This is a genomic window from Rhizobium sp. LCM 4573, from assembly GCF_001854865.1.
GTDB lineage: Bacteria > Pseudomonadota > Alphaproteobacteria > Rhizobiales > Rhizobiaceae > Neorhizobium.
In genome coordinates, this window is record NZ_MDDW01000011.1 from 1 (window position 1) to 17,947 (window position 17,947).

20 protein-coding genes are annotated in these 17,947 nt (G+C 61.7%); 4 read left to right on the forward strand and 16 right to left on the reverse strand.

All coding sequences use genetic code 11. The features are described 5' to 3' along the window. On the forward strand, positions 1-564 hold a 564-nt coding region (locus tag LCM4573_RS15715), incomplete at its 5' end, for a HEPN domain-containing protein (protein ID WP_116285534.1). A 97-nt stretch (positions 565-661) separates the two neighbouring features. Next, positions 662-1,123 (forward strand): hypothetical protein, encoded by a 462-nt coding sequence (locus tag LCM4573_RS15720; protein WP_071007329.1) that lies wholly within the window; start codon positions 662-664, stop codon positions 1,121-1,123. An 89-nt stretch (positions 1,124-1,212) separates the two neighbouring features. Here the strand turns inward: LCM4573_RS15720 and LCM4573_RS15725 are convergent, their stop codons facing one another. Genes LCM4573_RS15725 through LCM4573_RS15785 form a run of 13 tightly spaced genes read right to left on the reverse strand, consistent with a single transcriptional unit; the run spans position 1,213 to position 10,793 of the window. Beyond that, positions 1,213-2,793 (reverse strand): hypothetical protein, encoded by a 1,581-nt coding sequence (locus LCM4573_RS15725; RefSeq protein ID WP_071007333.1) that lies wholly within the window; start codon positions 2,791-2,793, stop codon positions 1,213-1,215. Further along, a complete protein-coding gene (gene sctT, locus LCM4573_RS15730; RefSeq protein WP_071007334.1) occupies positions 2,790-3,617 on the reverse strand; it encodes a type III secretion system export apparatus subunit SctT in 828 nt (275 codons plus the stop codon). Before sctT ends, LCM4573_RS15725 begins: the two co-directional genes overlap by 4 nt. A gap of 4 nt (positions 3,618-3,621) precedes the next feature. Beyond that, positions 3,622-3,891, reverse strand: a complete 270-nt coding sequence (locus LCM4573_RS15735) for an EscS/YscS/HrcS family type III secretion system export apparatus protein (protein WP_071007335.1) — start codon at positions 3,889-3,891, stop codon at positions 3,622-3,624. 3 nt (positions 3,892-3,894) lie between these two features. Beyond that, a complete protein-coding gene (gene sctR, locus LCM4573_RS15740; protein ID WP_071007336.1) occupies positions 3,895-4,551 on the reverse strand; it encodes a type III secretion system export apparatus subunit SctR in 657 nt (218 codons plus the stop codon). 14 nt (positions 4,552-4,565) lie between these two features. Next, positions 4,566-5,591 (reverse strand): FliM/FliN family flagellar motor switch protein, encoded by a 1,026-nt coding sequence (locus LCM4573_RS15745; RefSeq protein WP_071007337.1) that lies wholly within the window; start codon positions 5,589-5,591, stop codon positions 4,566-4,568. Then, a complete protein-coding gene (locus tag LCM4573_RS28295; protein WP_071007338.1) occupies positions 5,585-6,070 on the reverse strand; it encodes a hypothetical protein in 486 nt (161 codons plus the stop codon). The genes LCM4573_RS15745 and LCM4573_RS28295 overlap by 7 nt, the downstream gene beginning before the upstream one ends. Beyond that, on the reverse strand, positions 6,067-7,404 hold the full coding sequence (locus tag LCM4573_RS15755) for a FliI/YscN family ATPase (RefSeq protein ID WP_071007339.1): 1,338 nt from the start codon (positions 7,402-7,404) through the stop codon (positions 6,067-6,069). The genes LCM4573_RS28295 and LCM4573_RS15755 overlap by 4 nt, the downstream gene beginning before the upstream one ends. Beyond that, on the reverse strand, positions 7,401-7,991 hold the full coding sequence (gene sctL, locus LCM4573_RS15760; protein WP_071007340.1) for a type III secretion system stator protein SctL: 591 nt from the start codon (positions 7,989-7,991) through the stop codon (positions 7,401-7,403). Before sctL ends, LCM4573_RS15755 begins: the two co-directional genes overlap by 4 nt. After that, positions 7,988-8,575: a hypothetical protein gene (locus LCM4573_RS15765; protein ID WP_071007341.1), complete on the reverse strand. Its 588-nt coding sequence runs from the start codon at positions 8,573-8,575 to the stop codon at positions 7,988-7,990. Before LCM4573_RS15765 ends, sctL begins: the two co-directional genes overlap by 4 nt. Continuing rightward, positions 8,572-9,396, reverse strand: coding sequence for a type III secretion system inner membrane ring lipoprotein SctJ (sctJ, locus tag LCM4573_RS15770; protein ID WP_244505338.1), 825 nt, complete (start codon positions 9,394-9,396; stop codon positions 8,572-8,574). The genes LCM4573_RS15765 and sctJ overlap by 4 nt, the downstream gene beginning before the upstream one ends. Further along, positions 9,396-9,848, reverse strand: a complete 453-nt coding sequence (locus LCM4573_RS15775) for a hypothetical protein (RefSeq protein WP_198539732.1) — start codon at positions 9,846-9,848, stop codon at positions 9,396-9,398. The genes sctJ and LCM4573_RS15775 overlap by 1 nt, the downstream gene beginning before the upstream one ends. A gap of 38 nt (positions 9,849-9,886) precedes the next feature. Then, positions 9,887-10,102, reverse strand: coding sequence for a hypothetical protein (locus tag LCM4573_RS15780; protein WP_071007342.1), 216 nt, complete (start codon positions 10,100-10,102; stop codon positions 9,887-9,889). A 52-nt stretch (positions 10,103-10,154) separates the two neighbouring features. After that, entirely contained in the window at positions 10,155-10,793 is a 639-nt protein-coding gene (locus LCM4573_RS15785) for a type III secretion protein (RefSeq protein ID WP_157895515.1), read from the reverse strand. Between the two features lie 982 nt (positions 10,794-11,775). On the opposite strand from LCM4573_RS15785, the gene LCM4573_RS27350 reads away from it, so the two are divergent. Together LCM4573_RS27350 and LCM4573_RS27355 are read left to right on the forward strand one after the other, a co-directional pair. After that, complete coding sequence (locus tag LCM4573_RS27350; protein WP_083347484.1) at positions 11,776-11,961, forward strand: hypothetical protein; 186 nt, start codon at positions 11,776-11,778, stop codon at positions 11,959-11,961. 202 nt (positions 11,962-12,163) lie between these two features. Then, positions 12,164-12,883, forward strand: coding sequence for a DUF1236 domain-containing protein (locus LCM4573_RS27355; RefSeq protein WP_083347479.1), 720 nt, complete (start codon positions 12,164-12,166; stop codon positions 12,881-12,883). A gap of 482 nt (positions 12,884-13,365) precedes the next feature. Here LCM4573_RS27355 and LCM4573_RS15810 read toward each other — a convergent pair whose 3' ends face one another. From LCM4573_RS15810 to LCM4573_RS15820, 3 genes are all read right to left on the reverse strand, one after another. Then, positions 13,366-14,799: a family 16 glycosylhydrolase gene (locus LCM4573_RS15810; protein WP_071007348.1), complete on the reverse strand. Its 1,434-nt coding sequence runs from the start codon at positions 14,797-14,799 to the stop codon at positions 13,366-13,368. A 77-nt stretch (positions 14,800-14,876) separates the two neighbouring features. Then, a complete protein-coding gene (locus LCM4573_RS15815) occupies positions 14,877-16,172 on the reverse strand; it encodes an HlyD family type I secretion periplasmic adaptor subunit (protein WP_071007415.1) in 1,296 nt (431 codons plus the stop codon). Next, complete coding sequence (locus tag LCM4573_RS15820) at positions 16,172-17,881, reverse strand: type I secretion system permease/ATPase (RefSeq protein WP_071007349.1); 1,710 nt, start codon at positions 17,879-17,881, stop codon at positions 16,172-16,174. The genes LCM4573_RS15815 and LCM4573_RS15820 overlap by 1 nt, the downstream gene beginning before the upstream one ends. Positions 17,882-17,947 lie beyond the last annotated feature (66 nt).

Genomic DNA, 17,947 nt, shown 5'->3' on the forward strand with positions numbered 1-17,947 from the left:
GAGGTGAACAACTTCCTGGCCGACGGGCAGTATTTCTTCGTCGACATCCTGCGCGAAGGCATCGTGCTCTACGAGCTCGACGACCGGCCCCTGGCCGAGCCGAGAAGGCTTACTCCCGCCGATGCGCTCAGGGTGGCAAAGGAGCATTTCGAGAGAGTCTTCAGATACTCAACGTCGTTTGCCAAAGGCGCCAGGTTCTATCTTTCAGAGGGGGAACTAAACCTTGCAGTGTTCGAACTCCACCAATCTGTTGAATCCGCATACTCCTGCCTGCTCCTCACGCTCACCAACTACAGCCCACCGTCGCACAACCTCAAATTCCTGCGCGGCCTTGCCGAGGATCATGACCGCCGGCTCATCGAAGCCTGGCCGCGCGACCAGCACCGCTTCACCGCCTGGTACAACATCCTCAACGAGGCCTATGTGAAGGCCCGCTATTCGAAGCACTTCGAGATCACCGAGGAAGCACTCGCCTGGCTTCTCGAGCGGACGGAACATCTCCACCGCCTCGTCGAGACGATCTGCAAGGAGCGGTTGGTGGAATTGGAGCAGAAAAACGCATGAGCTGATGTCTTCGTCGCCGGGAATTCCGTTCGCTTCATAAGGACGTCACGCGACTGGTTAATAGATGCCAACGGTTCAAAAGCCGAGGAAGTATCCGATGTCCATCACATTCCCCGCCGGCATTACGCCTCCGACCCAAACCTCCCATGCTTCGTCGTTCGAGCAGAAGCTGAACGCTGCGAAATCCAGCCAGGTTCTGGTCGAATACCTGAAGGAAAACGGAAAGTCCGCGATCAATGCTCGCGAGCTCTCCGAGCTTGCGAACAACGCCAATGGAGGCGTTCCTTCCGATGTTTCGGCCGCTGCCGCCTATATGGTGCGCCATGAAGACGTCTTTGCCGCGATCGAGACCCACGACGTTGCCGGGGAGGATGGTCTTTCTGGCGTCTGGAATTTCGAATGGGCAGCCGCGGGCGGTCTTGAGGGCTCGTCCATCGAAGCCATTGCCGCCATGAGCGATGCTTTCGATCGCGCCATCAACGCCTCGGCGAAGATCACCGAGATCACCACCGAGAGCAAGACGGAACTCGACGCCACCAAACAGCGCGCGCAAAACTGATTTATCCAGAAACGGAACGCCGGCAAGGCACGAAGACCCTGCCGGCGACCCGTTCATGGACATGCCATTTCCCTTTGCGGCTATGCTGCCTAGATCTGCATGTCAGGATCGTCGAAGCCAACGATATCGGGCGTCGCGGCGACGACGTATTGCCCGTTCAAGAAAGCTAGAAGACGCTGGAATGCGCGGCCTTGCGCTTCCATCCGCGTAAAGCTTTCGAGGGCCGTCCAGTTCGCGCCCAGCATAAGTGTACTCTGACTAAGCTGGCTGAGATCGGCCAGGAAGGCGGCGCGCGGCACATCGAAACCGATATCCGTCAATGTCAGCCGCACCATCTCCAGCGACGGCCCCGATTCTTTGCCCGTTGCAGCCAGCGAAATCTGTCGAATGTCTTTGAGTGCCGCATTGCTTCCGGCGATCGATGCAAAGACGCTCCGGCTGGCCAGAAAGCGCTCATGCACATCGCGCAGTTTGCCGTCGAAGGAATAGGTCGCAAGATCGCGAACGGCGCGAAAAGCTTCCAGCCCTGTGTGTTCGAGACGCTCCAGCCGCGGCTCCAGATTGTCCAGAAAAGCCGACTGCCCCTTGAGGAAATCGATGAGCGCCTGGATCGCCTCCTCCTCGCCCTCTCCCCTCCACTTTATCCATTCGAGGCAAAGCGGGCCGGCATGGCGCAACAGGTCGGAATAGGCTTCGTCGATACGCTCGCCGAGCCGGACGAAGCCGCCGAGAAGAAGCGTCAGCAGCSCCTTCGCGCGCGATGGATTTTTGTCGCGATGGGCGAGTTGCGCCGCAATCGCCAACGCCAGCTTCGCACCCGCACCTATGCCGATCGCCTGGGCAAGGCCTGAAAAGATAGTGTTGTCGTTTGGTGTCGCCGGCGCCAGGATGACGGCGCTGATATCCTGCATCAGGCGGGTCGCCGCTGGATTGCGAGGGTCCTTGTCGATGGCGGCCGCAACCTGGGCGAGAGCCAGCGCGGTGCGCACCTCGCGCTGCCTCTCATCGATCCTGCCGCCGCGATCCTCGCCGCGGACCACCTGTTCGAAAATCGTCGCGACAAGTCCGGCTGCCCTGTCGAGCAATGCCGAGACCTGTTCAGGAGAAAGCGAGCGCATGGCCGCATGCAGCTTCTGCGCCGCGACGAAAGAACCCGATGCTGCGAGACTGTACTCGATGCCGGATGCAGCAGCTGCAATCGCCTGTCCTGATCCGGAGGCGGAAGACACAGGCGACGGCGAGCCAGGATAGGATATGGTCTGCCATTCGGCGGCGGCATTCGATGCGGCAGTCGTACGCATCTCCGCTGCCGGAGCGACCCGTGCCGGCGCTGCGAAGTCGCCCTGACCTTTCTGCTGGGACATGTCATCACGATCTTCCGTCCCGCCTACCTGAACCGGCCTGCCGGCATCGTCGATCAGGTTTTCAAACGTTGGCGGCGCGGGGTCGATCACGTCGGGCTTCGATGGCTGGACCCGTGCCAATGCATCTGCGACGACGGATGTCGTCAGCGCCGTGCCGGACAACCTTTGTCTGGCATCCGCCCCCAGCGAGCCCTGTTCCTTCTCCAGGTCTTCGATCTCGGTCCAGTTCTTCTTGGCAGTGCTGTCGAGAAAAGCGTCGCTCAGGCCTGCCAGACCATCGAGCAAGGGAAGCACCGGATTGTTCATGACGCACCCCCTCCATTCGTCACGAAGTCTCGCAGGATATCGAACGTGCCACGCAGCGCACCCACCTGGTCGAGCAGCAGCGGCACCAGGAAGATAAGGTACAATACCATCAGAAATGCGAAGAGCAGGTTTTTTACCGCCAGAGACAGATCGAAGACATGAAGCTGCGACGCCATGCGCGAYAGGAAAGCCATCATGATATCGACAATCAGGATAGCTATCACCAGCGGCGCGATGATGATGACGCCGATCTGCATGATACGGTCCAGGACACGCAGAATTCCCRCAAACGCCTCTGCGTTCAGAACGGGCGCGAAATTCGCCGCCGGCCAGAGCTGATAACTCCGGTAGAAACCGTCGAGCAGCAGCATGAAGCCGCCCGACATGAAGAAGAGCGCCAGCAGCGAAACGGTCAGCAGCGTCGCAGTGACGGAGGATTCGCCGGCCGCCAGCGGATCGACCAGCTGCGACATCGTCGATCCGCGCTGCAGGTCGATCAGGTCGCCCGCCACTTCGGCCGCCCAGAATGGGATGCCGAAGGCAAGCCCGATCAGAGCGCCCACCACCATTTCCTTGATGAGGAGGCCGGCGAGATCGAAGCTCGTCGGCTGACCGGTCACGGCAAGCTGCTGAAAGATCGGAAAGATCATTGGAAGCGAGATGGCGACGGCCACCGCCGAACGGATCATGCCCGTCAGGCCGAGCCGCATGAATGCCGGCGTCAGCATGATCATACCGAGCGCGCGGGCGACGGCGATCGAGGCGGCAACGAGCACCGGATAGGCGAATTCGGTGATCGCTGCCGTGATCGCCGCAAGGTTCATGGGCCTACCGCGTCAGCGAGGCGAAGCTGTCCAGCGAATGGCTCGCCAGAGCTGCGACCTGGACAGCGAGAAGCGGCCCCGCGAAGATAAGGACCAGCATGACCGCGACCAGCTTCACCGCCTGCGGCAATGTCTGGTCCTGTATCTGCGTCAGCGCCTGGATGAGGCCGACACTGATGCCGATGATGATCGCCACGCCAAGTGCCGGCGCCGAGACGAGCAGCACCGTCACCAGTGCGCGGTTCATTTCGTTGAGAAAGACCTCCTGCCCCATCGGCTATCCTCCATAGCTCAGGATCAGCCCGTGCATCAGGCGCGACCAGCCCTCCACCGCCACGAAGAGAAATATCTTCAAGGGAATAGAGATCAGCGTCGGCGACACCATCATCATGCCCATCGCCATCAGCACGTTGGCGACGATCAGGTCGATCACCAGGAACGGGATGTAGAGAAGGAAGCCGATTTCGAAGGCGCGTGTAAGCTCGGATGCGACGAACGCCGGGATCAGCACCACGAGATCGTCGTCGCGAAGCGCGGCGCGGGCTTCCGGCGACCAGACGCTTTCCGTCGCCTCGATAAAGAACTGACGCTCGCGCTCATTTGCAAAGCGCTTGAGATATTCGCGCAAGGGCTCAGCCAGCGTTTCTCCCACACTGCGCAACCCCTCGACGCTTTGGATATCCATCGTCCGGCTCTCGGCCGCACGGTACATGTTGCCCACCAATGGCGTCGTCACATAGACCGTCAGGATGAGCGCGATACCGTAGAGGACGAGGTTCGGCGGCGATTGCTGAATGCCGAGCGCGTTTCGGATGAGGAAGAGCACGACGGAAATCTTCAGGAAGCCCGTCATCGTGACAACCGCCAGGGGCAGAAGACCGATTGTCGAAACGACGATGATGATAGCAATCAGATTGGGCTGGAATTCGGTCATGATGTCGGGCTGCTTTATGCCGGGGCTGCGGGCAGGAGATGGAGGATACGCACGCCCATGCCGGCGCCGATCATGACGAGTTCGCCCCGCCCGATACGCCGGTTGTCGACAACGATGTCGACGCCGGTTTCGTCGAAATAGGAAAGGGGCAATGGCTGGCGCGGTTTCAGAGCATCGATCTCGCCGAGCGTCATCGTCGCACGGGCAAACTCGGCGACCATGTGCAGAACATGCGAACCGCCTTGTCCGTCGCATAGATCGGGCAGCGAACCGACCATGGCGCGGCGGCTCCTCGGGTAGAAGGGGCCATCCAGCTCGGCGCCATCCGACTGACGCCGGACGGAAGCGATCAGCTTTCCATCTACGACCACAACTGTCCTGTGGGTGGCAAGCATGACAATGTCACCAGGCCGCAAGCTCTGCAGTTCATCGATCGTCAGATCCTGCGATCCAGCCTCGACCACGATCTCGGTCCTGACCCCGGAAAGGTCCGCCGGCTCAGGTGGCTGGATGCGATCGAGAAAATCGGCGAAGACCTCGGCCAGCCGAAGCGGCAATTCCAAACGCAGCGRAAGCGGCCGTTCCTCGGCGACGAAAGCTAGATCCAGCATATACGGTAAATCCGTATCGTCGCCTTCGCCGAAGCGGATGTCTTCGCCAAGCCGGGTCTCCAGCAGGTGCAGAAGATCAAGCGCCGCCAGTTCCAGAAGCAGGGCACGCTGCGGCGGCTCCTCGTCGATCAGTGCGCCTTCCAGACCGAGCGGCTGCTGGAGCCATTCGATCAATGCCGCCGACAGGTGAGCGCGGCATTGATCGGCGCCCACGCGAACCGGGACAGCTACGGCATCTTCGACCGAAAACGGCTCTCCAAGATGGAGGCTGACTTTTCGCTCGCCGAGCAGGCATGCGATCGGCGTGCGCGGACGAGAAAGACGCTCCCGAAGGTCGGCCGGCGGCAATTCTGGCTGCGTCGCCAGCACGCTCACGACACTTGCTCCGCCGCATCCGGTTCCGAAATGGGCGCCCGTATCTCTCAGCATGTCAGCCGTGCCCGATCCGCGCTCATTTCTTCCGCGTCCTGTTCCGCTATGGCGTCGATCCTTGCTCGATCGACGTGGCGCAGCCGGCGTTCCGCCTCGGCGAGCTTGTCGCGCTCGAACAGGCGCCGGCGCCACTCCGCCTGCGCGGTGGAAAGCTGCCGCTCGCATTCGCCAAGCGCGGCAGATGCTTCATTCCGCTGGCCGATCAGGACTTCGCGTCGCTGGTCGGAAACACCGAGCAAGTCACGCCTGCGGCCGTATTCACCCGAAGGAAGGGGCTTCATCTGCATGGCTACCAGAAACCGCTGTTCCTGCTGGTCGATCTCATGGTCGTGAGCTTGGATTGCCGCCTCGGCTTCCGATAGGGTGCGCGACGCCTCCTGAAGTCGAGCCTCGGCGATCGATGCCGCAGCCTTCGCCCGCTCTTCGCGAAGAGAGCGCAGCGCCAGAAGTCGCGCGAGATCCGAAACGCCGCTCATCCGACGATCTCCTTCATCCGCTCAATTGTCGTCTGTATGTCGCAGATCTCGTCGGGAGCCTGACGCAGGAAGATTTCGATCGCATCGTGACGGGCAACAGCGGCATCCGCGCGCGCGTCGCTGCCTGCCTTGTATTCGCCGACGCGCAACAGAAGCTCGATGTCGCGATAGGCCGCCATGTTTTCGCGGATGGTGCCGGCAAGGTCACGATGTTCGGTGGAAACGACGCCGTTCATCAGGCGGCTTCGGCTTTTCAGCACGTCGATCGCCGGAAAATGGTTGCGCTGCGCAAGCTCGCCTGACAGCACGATATGACCGTCCAGGATGGCTTTGGTTTCCTCCGCCACCGGATCGAGCCCATCGTCGCCCTCGGTCAGCACGGTATAGAGCGCCGTTATCGACCCACCCTTCCCTGGTCCGGCTCTTTCGAGAAGGCGCGGCAGGGCGGCGAAGAAGGAGGGCGGAAAACCGCGCCGGGTCGGCGGCTCGCCCGCGRCAAGCCCGATCTCTCGCTGTGCGCGGGCAAAGCGCGTCACCGAATCCATCAGGAGCAGAACATTGCGTCCGCTATCGCGAAAATACTCGGCGACGGCGGTCGCGACATAGGCGGCCTTGACGCGCTCGATCGCCGGGCGGTCGGACGTCGCCACCACGGTGACTGCCTTCTTGCGCGCGCGCGCGCTCAGTTGCACATCTACGAATTCGCGCACCTCGCGGCCGCGCTCGCCAATCAGGCCGACGACGATCACGTCCGCCTCGGTGCCAGCGACAATTGAGGCAAGAAGTGATGACTTGCCCACACCCGGCTCACCGAAAATGCCGACGCGCTGGCCTCGAGCGACGGTCATCAACCCGTCGATCGCGCGCACGCCAAGCCGCAACGGATGCTCGATGATGTCGCGCTCCAGCGCATGCGGCGGATCGGCTTGCACGGGATAGGTCTCCGTTGTGGCCGGTATCGACGATCCGCCATCGAGCGCTCGTCCCAGCGGATCGATCACCCGCCCCAGCAGAGCCTCGCCGACCGGTACCCGCAAGGCCCGTCCAGTCGGGATGACTTCAGCACGCGCGGACATTCCCTCGAGATCCCCGATGGGAGAAAGGATGGCGCGCTCGTCTTCGAAACCGATGACCTCGGCGGGCACCAGCCGCCCGGTTATCGGATCGCGCAGATGGCAAAGCTCGCCGATACGCGCCTGCTGCAGGCTGGCGTGAACAATGACGCCGCGGATTTCGCGAACCCGACCGCGCGTCGGGCGCGTATCAACGGAGGAAACTGCCAGCGACAGACGCGGCAGGATGGATTCGAGATTGGGACCGCGCATCTGGTTCATGCGCCGCTCCGGCCCTGTTCGATCATGGCGGCGCGGATCGCATCGAGTTGCGTATCGATACCGACATCCATGCTTGTCGCCGGCGTCGTCACCACGCATTGCCGTGCGGAAAGATGCCGGTCGCCGGCCACACGAATGGTCATGCCCGTCGGGCCGAGCGCGGTCAAACGCTGCTGCACCTCGCCTACCAGCTCGGGCGCGACAWTCACCACGACAGCCTTTTCGTCGCGTAGCGTTTTCRGCGCCTGGCCTGCCGCACGCGCGACAAGCTCAGCGTCGCCGATTGTACCGATCACCCGCTCGACGATCTCGATCACCAGCGCTGCCACCAGAGGTTCGATTGATGCGAGGTAGCGCTGGACATCCGCCTGGGTACGCATGAGCAGGGCCGCGGCCTCGGCCTCGCCTGATCTGCGCCCTTCCTGACGTCCAGCTTCGCGCGTCTTGGCAACTTCGTCTTCGGCAGTTGAGCGAATGGCCGCCGCCTCGGCTTTAGCCCTTTCCAGGAACGCGAACCCGTCGATCCAGCTGGCTGCGTCCTCCGCCCGGATGATACGGGAGAGCGGCCGGTTCGGCATTTCCGTCATGCGCTATGGCCCGCATCGGACGCCAGGCGTCGCAAGAGAGCCGGTCCCCGTTCGATGATATCGGCATCGTCGGTCGACGGCACGGCGTGATCGTTCGGCCATTTTAGACGTACCCGCCGCGACAATGGCGCCGGCAGCGCCATGATCCAAGCGGCAAGGCACGCTTCGCCATCGTTGTTCACGGCCGCTTCCAGTCCTTCGAGATCGACCGCCTGCGGCCGATCGCCCGCAAGGTCCACATGCCGCCGGGCGTCTTCGAGCGCGTCTGCACCGAAGCGTTCGGCCAGGGCGGCCAGCACGGGACCACGGATTTCCCGAAGAAATTCCCGAGCGCGAAGAATGACGCCTGCATGCAAGGCGAGTCGTTCGAGGTCGTCGCGGGAAAGAGCGGCAAGAACCTGATCTTCGCGCATGCCGCTGCCATCGTCCATCTCGGTCAGATCGTAATGACGATAGAGCACACCCGCGAGGCGCGCGGAGAAACGGGGCTCGGCCGTCAGTCTTTTCGGCAAGCCGGCGGCGCCGACTGTGCGGAAACAAACCGCCATGCGATCCGGATGCAGACCTGCCGGCATGTCGTTCATCGGTAGCTCTCCAGCTGATAGGTTTTCTGCCCCCGCTGGCGCCAGATCACCGCTGCCAGGGCACCGGCGAACGCCACCACCAGGAATGCCAGGCCGCCGATTATCCACATCGCGCGCGATACGCTGGTTTCCAGAATCCAGAGGCCGAGGAAGGCGACCATCGGCTGCGTGGCCGAAGCCGGCTGCGAGGCAGGCGCGGCCACCGGCACGACAGACACCTTGTCATAGGAGAGGCCAGCGATACCGTTGGCGACCAGCGTCTTGATCTGCGGTACGAGCGGATCGATCTTCAGCCCCGCCTCATGCCGGATGAAGACCGAGGCGGAGGACGGCGAGGCTTCGCGGCGCAGCGGATCGTTGTCCGGCAGCACGATATGAATGCGCGCCGAGAGCACGCCGTCAATTTCCGAGACCGTTTTCGAAAGCTCTTCCGACAGCGCATATAGCATCTTGGCGCGCTCCTGCATCGGCGAGGCGACCAGGCCCTCCTGCTTGAAGACTTCGCCCATGGTGGCGAATGCCTGTTTCGGCAGCCCGGCATCCTCGAGCACGCGCACCGCTTCGGAGAAGCGGTCGCGATCGACGACCACCTTCATCTTGCCGTCTTCCTGCAGCAAGCGGCTCGCCGGAATGCCGTTCCGCTGCAGGGCCGCGACCATGGAATTGGCCTCGCGCTCGACGAGATTGGTATAGAGATCCTCCTGACAGCCGGATAGAACCAGCGCGCACAGGATGAGCGCCGCACCCATGAACCTGCGTAATAGCCCAAGAGCCATGGGAACGGCCAGGGAGCTGGTCAACCCCGGGATACGCGCGTTCATCACTGGCCGCGCAACAGCGTGTTCGCCGCGCCCGAGACTTGCGTCGTGCCGCGCACCACGAGCTGTGTCTCGATCGAGTGATCGAACATCATGCTGAGCGACTGGATCACCTTGTCCATCTGGCTTTGGTCAACCGGAATTGCCGAGTTCCGCGTCTGCGAAAGATCGGTCATGCCGGCACCCTTGGCGCCGGCGCTGACGAGCTCTCCGCCTGTCGCCTGCGGCGTGCGCTGCGTCAGGCTGCTCGCACGCTCGGCAAAGCTGCCGCTGCGTTCGAAAAAGCCCTTGAGGTTCTGCAGCACTTCCTGACCGAGCTGCGCCGGTCCAGCACCTTCCGGCAGAGCCTTGGCCTGGCTCGCGACGTGTTCAAACAGATTCTGGGTCGCCTGCGGCAACACATCCTGTACTGCTGTCGGCTGCGGCACGCCCGCAGCCACGATCGGTGTCGTCATGACTTTCGCTCCGAAAAGACCGCCTAATCCTCAGACGATTATTCGTCGGACATCGCCTCGTTGAGGATGTCGTTGGCGCGCGGCATGAGGATCATCTGGCCACCGATGGTGATGGCCCCCTCGATCATCATCTCTTCCATCTCGGGCGTCATCTCGCCGCTTTGCGCGTTGTTCACGGCCGCATCGAAAGCGGCCTCACCGCTGGACGTCGAAAACGAAACGGGGTCCACTCCGGAAACAGGGGGCGTTGCCATGCGTTGCTCCTCTTCTTTGGGCTGGGCGGCAAGCGAAACGCTTCCACCCGTCTCAAGGTCGAGCCGCCCGCACCTTGCGGGCAGCATTCTCATGGTCCGTACCGGACTGGTCGGCATCTGCCGGTCCCGTCGACACGACTTCCGTCATCACGCCGCCGCGAAACACACGCACGCGCGGGTCGTCCCCGGAGACGACTGGTTCGGGCTGCATGCGTTCCACGAGCTGTCCGACGACATTGATGTAAGCAGGTGGTCCTGACACGGTTATGACATTTCCGTTGCGTGCGGCGCGAAGCGTAAAACGCTCGTCGGCCAGACCAAGTTCGCGCATCTCACTCGCCACCACCTCGCCCCTCAGGCGACCCGCATCAAGAACGCGCGTCACGAATTCCTTGTCGGCGCTGACATGCAGCACGGAACCGTCGAAATACCAGGTCAGTCCGTTGGCCCCGGCCAGACGCTCCATGAAATCGCCGGCGGTCCTGGCTTCGATCCGCCCGCGCACTCGGCCGTTGACGGCATCGGACAGCACCAYGGGCAAACCGAGATTGCGTCCGAACTCGGTGAGCGCGACCCGTACGTCCTGATCGAGAACAACGTAATTATACGGGGAGTTGAACCATGTCGGCGCGGCATCGGCCGGCGCGGCAAAACTCGCCAGGGCAATCATCGTGCTTGCGGCGAGAGACAACCTTACGCCCGAAAAAACAGGCTTAGGCCGCCAGAAAACGGCGGCAGTCGTCTTCCACACTGAAAAAGGCGAAAACCGAAACCCCATGCCATAAGGCTAACGGATCGAACCGTCCGAATGAACCGGCCAATATGAAATTTTGATGAAATTTCACTGTCTCCGGAGACCTTAGACCATCGGGGCGAACTCAAACTTTGGGGCGCCTTCTGATATAAGATCGTGGCAGGAACCTGAACCGCGATGGTTTGATCCTGCCGCGCATGGCTCTCGAAGGAAGCTCCGCACGGATAGCCGCCTAGGTCAGGTTGGCTGTAAGCGCACTTCCGACAGTGCTAAGCTGGTAGCATGCAGTCTATAAGGGAGGCAATCAGGCGATGAGCTGGAAGTCGAAAGTGGTTGGGTGCTTTGGGAACACGGACTTTTCCTCACGCACTCTGGATGAAGGAAACACGAGAGACCTCATTCTCGAAGCGAAGATAGCAGGAGCCAGTTTCGAGGAACTCGAACGAGAGATGATCTGGAACCTATATCGCAGGGGCGCCACACGCGAACAGATGGATAAGCAGATCGACCACGCTCGCCGGCTCTGGTCTCCTTCGTGAGCGAGAGCAGGGCCGGCTTTAATCATTGAGACGTCCTGCAGGCATTCCTCCCTGCATGGCATAAATGCAGGTGCCTCGTCGCAATCAGCCGAAATCCGATAGGCGAAACGGCCGCCATAGTGAGACCCGTACCCAGTACATAACAGAACTCCCGTATTTTTTGGCTTGATCTTCCGCGGGTCTCTGTCTGGCTAGGCATCAGGGCGGACCGACAGCACCCTCTGCATCAACGCTACCTCAAAAGACCCTGTTGACTCATCCCTGAATGAGAACATAAATAGAACATTGGAGCCGCAATGCGGCGGTGCTCCCTATGAAAAGTTACAAATCAGAACGCGCTTCGGCGCGAAGGAGAGATCGTGCTGACGAGACAGCAGGAAATGGAAAAAGACGAAGCCCGCAACGCGCTGGAAGAAGTTCTTGCCTACCATGGAGGAGACGCCCTCGCCGCGGTCCAAACCTTGCTTGAGGACTGCCGCCACCTGCGTCATGAACTTGTACTTGCTGAGGGGGCGATGAGTGCCGGGATGACACGGGGCTGGCGCCCATCTTACGAGCGCAAATAATCGATGAAGGCTACACGAACCAACTCGAATAATGCCCCTCCATCCAGGCGAAAATTGCGACCAAAGTCCCACGCCAGATAAAGCATAGGTCCAACAAAGACACTCCAAGGGTTCGCGAATGGAACAGAGCTTTCTGAGAAATGTTCCAATTATAGCTTGCAGATAACTGGTTGCAAGCATGGCCAAACTCAGGAGAACGGCAATGAAAATCTTGAATACTGTTGTTGTATCTGTGCTCCTTGGAGGATCCGCACTTTCAACAACGCCGATACTTGCTCAGAGTAACTCTTCAGGCACGGAGCAAGGCGGCTCCGGAACCAAAGTCCTTCCCAAACAAGGACAAAGCGGATCGCAGACTCCTCCCGCAACGAGTCAGCCTGAAGCTCAGGGTCAAACGGGAACAACGTCACAAGGGCAAACTTCGACACCGCAGTCGGCCGAGGGCAATAGTCAGCCGAGTGAAAATCCGCAGTCTGAAACAACGACAGGCAGCGGTGGCGCTGAGTCCGGTTCTGGCGCAGCTTCCGGCTCTGGATCGGGGACAGGAACCGGTGGGAACGCTCAGCAGGAGCGATCCACGACATCGGGCAGTGAGGGGGGCACCACCGGCGCACCGGCGCAATCGGGCCAAAGCGATACCAGCTCAACCACAACAGAGACCTCCGGAAACGTGGAAATCACTACTGAGCAGAGGACGGAAATACGCAATGTGATCGTGGAGAGCGATGTTGAACCTGCAACTGTCGATTTCGATATCAATGTCGGCGTAGCGGTTCCGGAGACGGTGACGCTGCATCCGCTGCCACCTCGCATTATCGAGCTGGTTCCAGCCTACCGGAATTATGTCTACTTCATCCTTGCCGACGGTCGAATCGTCATTGTCGAGCCTTCCAGCCACAAGGTCGTTTACATCATCGCGTAGTTCTTCATCCCAATTCCCTTCGAACCTCGCTGGAACAAGCCCGAAGGGAATTGCCTCCGATCTGCTTTTCTGGACTACCTGAGATGAGAGGCTGAACACCTTTCATCGCAAAGCGATGATAAAGAGTGCGGATCCGCAAATTACCCATAGGATATTCGAGATTCATCCCGGGCTCAACGCAGCGCGTCGCTAGCTTGATCTATGTACAAGGGGCGCGATATCATTGTCTAAGAATGGCCATAGCATCTACGACTAATTGCGGAGTGCCTGCCGAAATGCTCGCCGACCACATCCAACTGCTTCAGCCGATCGAGCCGGATCAATTGGAAATATCAACGGCATAAATGTTGTAATGGGCGGGCAGATCCTCAGGAGCCACTGCCCGGCTGTTTTTGGATGCCGTCACCATCGACAACGACAAGTGGAACGGCCGCCGACACTTGGCCGTTGCTCATCCTTCGATTTCGCTTCGCCGGCCTTCCTCAGATATCCCAGTCGGACGATGCCACCGAACTGCTTGCCGCGGCCGACGCATCCTCCAGCGAGTATGCCCGGATATAGTCGACCTTGAGTTCTGCTCCGTCCTGCAGGGCAGCACCCGGAGTGCCCGCCGTACCGCCGACAGCAAGGTTCACCAGCATGTACATGGGGTCGTGCATGTCCGCCGGCGTATCGGCACGCGCGATCGCCACGTCGTCGAAATACCAGACGATCTGATCCTCGTCCCACAGCACGCCATATGTGTGGAACCCGTCCGTGCTCGGAACCTTGACGGCGCTCGTCTCGCTGGTACGCGAACCGGTCTCCTGCGTATGGACGGTGACGTGCACCGTATTCGGATCCTGGCCTCGCATCTCGACCACATCGAGTTCGGGCGGCCATGAGCCGTCCGCGGGCAGCAGCCAGAAGGCCGGCCACGTGCCCTGATCGGTCGGCATGTCGGCGCGGATTTCGAAGTAACCGTAGGTCTGGGCGAAGGAGGAATAGGTATTGAGCAGGCCGGATGTGTAGTCGTACCCCTCCACTTCCGCGCTGATCGCGTCCGGCGTCGGCGCTGCCGTGATCGTCAGCACGCCGTTGTCGACCGAGAACGGATTGACCGACGACGTCCCCGCATAGGAGGGATTGATGTACCACTGCAGCTCGCCGTTGTCGGCCAGCRTGCCGCCATGTTCGGGAGCCCACCAGAATTTCGCATCCCAGGTACCCTGGTCCCCGTTTCTCAACGACAGACTGTCGAATTCATCGGCAAATGTCAGCGAGAACCCGGAGCGGTCGAGCGTCAGCTGAAACTGGTCGGCGGTGAGCTCGGCGGCCGTCGTGTCGGCGAGAACGAGGCTTTCCCCCTCGCCCAGCGCGATCCTGAGATTGGCTCCCTCCTGGGTGGAACTGCCGACGATCTGCTCCAGCGACGAAAACGCATAGCCGTTCAGGCGGATCGTATCGTCGGCGCCGAAATCGGTGATGAGATCGCTGCCATTGCCGCGCGTGAATATGAAGGTATCGGCACCACCGCCGCCGGTCAGCACGTCGTTTCCGCCGCCACCGTCGATCGTCTGGCTTCCCGATCCGCCGGAAATGATATTGTCGATCTCGTTGCCGAAGGCGTAGCGGCCGTCACCGGTGACCCTCAGGTTCTCGAAATTCTCCGGAAGCGTGTAGCTCATCCAGGTATCGATGGTATCGACCCCGGCACCCGCGGCTTCGACCGCGCGGTTGATGTTCGAATAGAGATAGTAGATGTCGTCGCCCGTGCCGCCATACATGGTCACGTTCACGGAGCCGTCGCCCCAGATCGAGTCGTTGCCCGCCGTACCGTAAAGCTCCGGCCCGGAGCCTCTCGCGGAGAACCAGGCGCTTGAGGCGCCGCTATAGAAAAGCGTATCGCCGACGGCATTCTGTATCGATTGGGGCATTGTCTACTCCTTTGGTGATGGTCAATTTTCGAAGGCGCCCGTGCCTGCAACTTCTCCGGCACGGACGACGTTTGCGGCTATTCCTCCCTGAATGCGCGGGCCATCTGGTCGCTAAAGGGTTTGGCCAGATAGGCGAGAACCGTATGCTCGCTCGTGCGTATGAAAGCCTCCACCGGCATGCCGGGGACCGGCATCAGCTTACCGAGCCGCGACCACTCCGCCGGCGGCACCTGAACCCGGATGCTGTAGTAATTTTCGCCGGTACGCTCGTCGTTGCTCAGATCGGCCGCCACGCTCATCACCCGGCCCGTCAGCACCGGCGTGGTGGGCTGGTTGAAGGCGGAGAAGCGCAGTTCGACATCCTGGCCGACGCTCACCTGATCCCTGTCGCGCGGCGAAAGCCTGAGTTCCGGGGTCAGCGCATCGCGGTCAGGCACGATCCGCATGACGGGCTCTCCGGGTGTCACGACGGCACCGGCGGAATGGACGGCAAGCTGGTGAACGATCCCCGCTTGCGGCGAGCGGATATCGGTCTGCCTCATCTGGTCCTCGGCCGCGACCAGCCGCTCCGAATATTCCCCGGTTTCGGCCTGGGCCCGGCGAAGCTCGTCGGAGACCTCGCTACGGTGATCGTCACCGATCTGGATGATCTGCAGCTCCGTTTCGGCGATCTTTCCCTTGATTTCGGCCGCCGAGGCCACGAGGCTGCCGAGTTCGCCTTCGAGGTCTGCCGCCTCGCGTTCCAGCGCATAGACCCTGGTGCCGGGAATGACGCCCTTGGCCGCCAGCGGCCRCAGACTGGAAAGCTCCTTTTCGATGATGGTGATCGCCTTGCGCTTGCCCTCTTGCTGCGCCGTCAAGCCCTTGGCCTGCATGCCGAGCTGGCGTATGCGTTCGTCGAGCTGCGCCTCGCGGCCCTTTCGGGAGGAGCGCCGATCGGCAAAGAGCTTGCGCTCTTCCTCCATCACGCTCGCATCGGCCCCGGCCGGCGGCTCGGGGAAAGCGATCGTTTGCCTGCCGTCGCGTTCGGCGGTCAGCCGCGCGATACGCACCGAAAGCTCCCAGAGCCGTCTCGATACAATGGCGAAATTCGCGCGCATCTGCGTATCGTCGAGACGAATGAGCACCTCTCCCGCATCCACGTGGTCGCCGTTCTTGACGAAAAGCGCGGCAACCGTCCCGCCGCGCTGATGCTGGACCGGCTTCGGGTAGCTGTCGACGACGAGGGTCCCCGCGGCGATCACAGCTCCGCTGAGATTGATCGTGGCGGCGAGCCCTCCGAGAACGCCGACGAGCAGGATGATACCGGAGAGCGCCAGCATGGTCAGGCGGCGGATGGCGCGTTCAGCCAGAGGAGCGCGTGCCTTCATCATCATTCAGCCGCCTCCGCGCCGGCGCGAAGCAACCGGACTGCCGTGCCTGCGGCCTGAGCCGGCGCCGGTTTCAGCACCTTGTCCTTCGGGCCGAAGGCCTGCACCTGGCCACCGGCGAGAACCAGAACCTTGTCGACAGCGGCAAGCGCACTCGGGCGATGCGCGATCACCAGCGCGATCCCGCCGCGCGCCTTGATGCCGGCAACCGCCTGGACAAGTGCTGCATCGCCTTCCGCATCGAGATTGGCGTTCGGCTCGTCGAGAACCACGAGGAAGGGATCGCCATAAAGCGCGCGGGCAAGCGCGATCCGCTGCCTCTGGCCTGCCGAAAGTGCCGCCCCCTGCTCGCCGATCTCAGTATCGAAGCCATCCGGAAACCGGACGATCATCTCGTAGACGCCGGCCCGGCGCGCCGCTTCGATGATCTTCTCCGACGCGGCATCCGGATCGAACCGCGCGATGTTCTCGGCAACCGATCCCTGAAAAAGCGAGGCGTCCTGCGGCAGGTAGCCGATATGCTGCCCGAGTTCCTCCTCGTCCCATTGCAGCAGGCAGGCCCGATCGAGGCGAACATTTCCGCCAAGCGGCCGCCACAGACCGACGATCGCGCGTGCAAGCGATGATTTCCCCGATGCGCTGGGGCCGATGATGCCGATCGCCTCACCGGCGCTTGCCTCGAAGGAAACGTTACGGAGGATCGGTGTCTTCGAGCCAGGAGCTGCCAGGTGCAGGTTTTCGACCGAGACCAGTTCTTTCGGTCTGGAAAGAGCGACTTCCGGCCCCTTGACCTCCATCGCCGCATCGAGCGTCAGGAGCCGCAGCCAACTCTGCCGCGCGGCCACAAATCCGCGCCAGTGACCTATGGCGAGCTCCAGCGGCGCAAGCGCCCGGCTCGCCAGGATGGAACTGGCGATCATGATGCCACCTGTCGCTTCCTGGCGGATGACGAGGATCGCCCCCACCGCCAGAACCGCCGATTGCAGCATCATGCGGGCGATCCGCGAGAAGGTCGAAAGTGAACCGGTGATGTTCGTCGCGCGCAGGTGATTGACGAGATAGCGGTCGTTGATCCGCGTCCAGCGCGCGGCCAGACGATGGCCGAAACCCATGGCCGCCGCGGCGTCGCAATTGCGTTTGGCGGCTTCCGCGAAAGCGGAACGCTCGGCCGCGAATTTCGCAGCCTCCCGCGCCGATTTGCGCGACGTCACATCTGCCAGGATAGCGAGGGCGATAAGAAGCAGGGCCCCTGCCAGCGCCGTGACGCCGATCCATACGTGGAACAGAAAGCACAGGAAGAGGTAGAACGGGATCCATGGAAGGTCGAACAGAGCTGCCGGACCCGGCCCGGACAGGAAGCCGCGTAGGTCATCCATGTCCCGTATCGGCTGCAGACCCATCGAAGCAAGTCGGGCGCGCGAGGGAGCCGATGTAAGCGAGCGAAACACGGTCTTGCCGAGCCGTTCGTCGACCGACAGCCCGACCTGGGCGAGCAGCCTCAGACGGATGAGTTCCAGCGCGCCCAGGAATACGAAAAGCGTCGCAGCGATGACGATCAGCCCGGCAAGCGTGGGCATGCTGCGGCCGGGAATGACGCGGTCATAGACCTGCAGCATGAAGAATGAGCCCGTCAGGGCCAGTATGTTGATGACGGAACTCGTCAGCCCTATCCCGAGAAGCGCCGAGCGTAATGACGACAGGATGGTGAGCATGGAGGCACGGGGTGGATTTGAATCTGTTCCCGGCAATTGGGCCCTCGCTACTGATTGGTCGAAGGA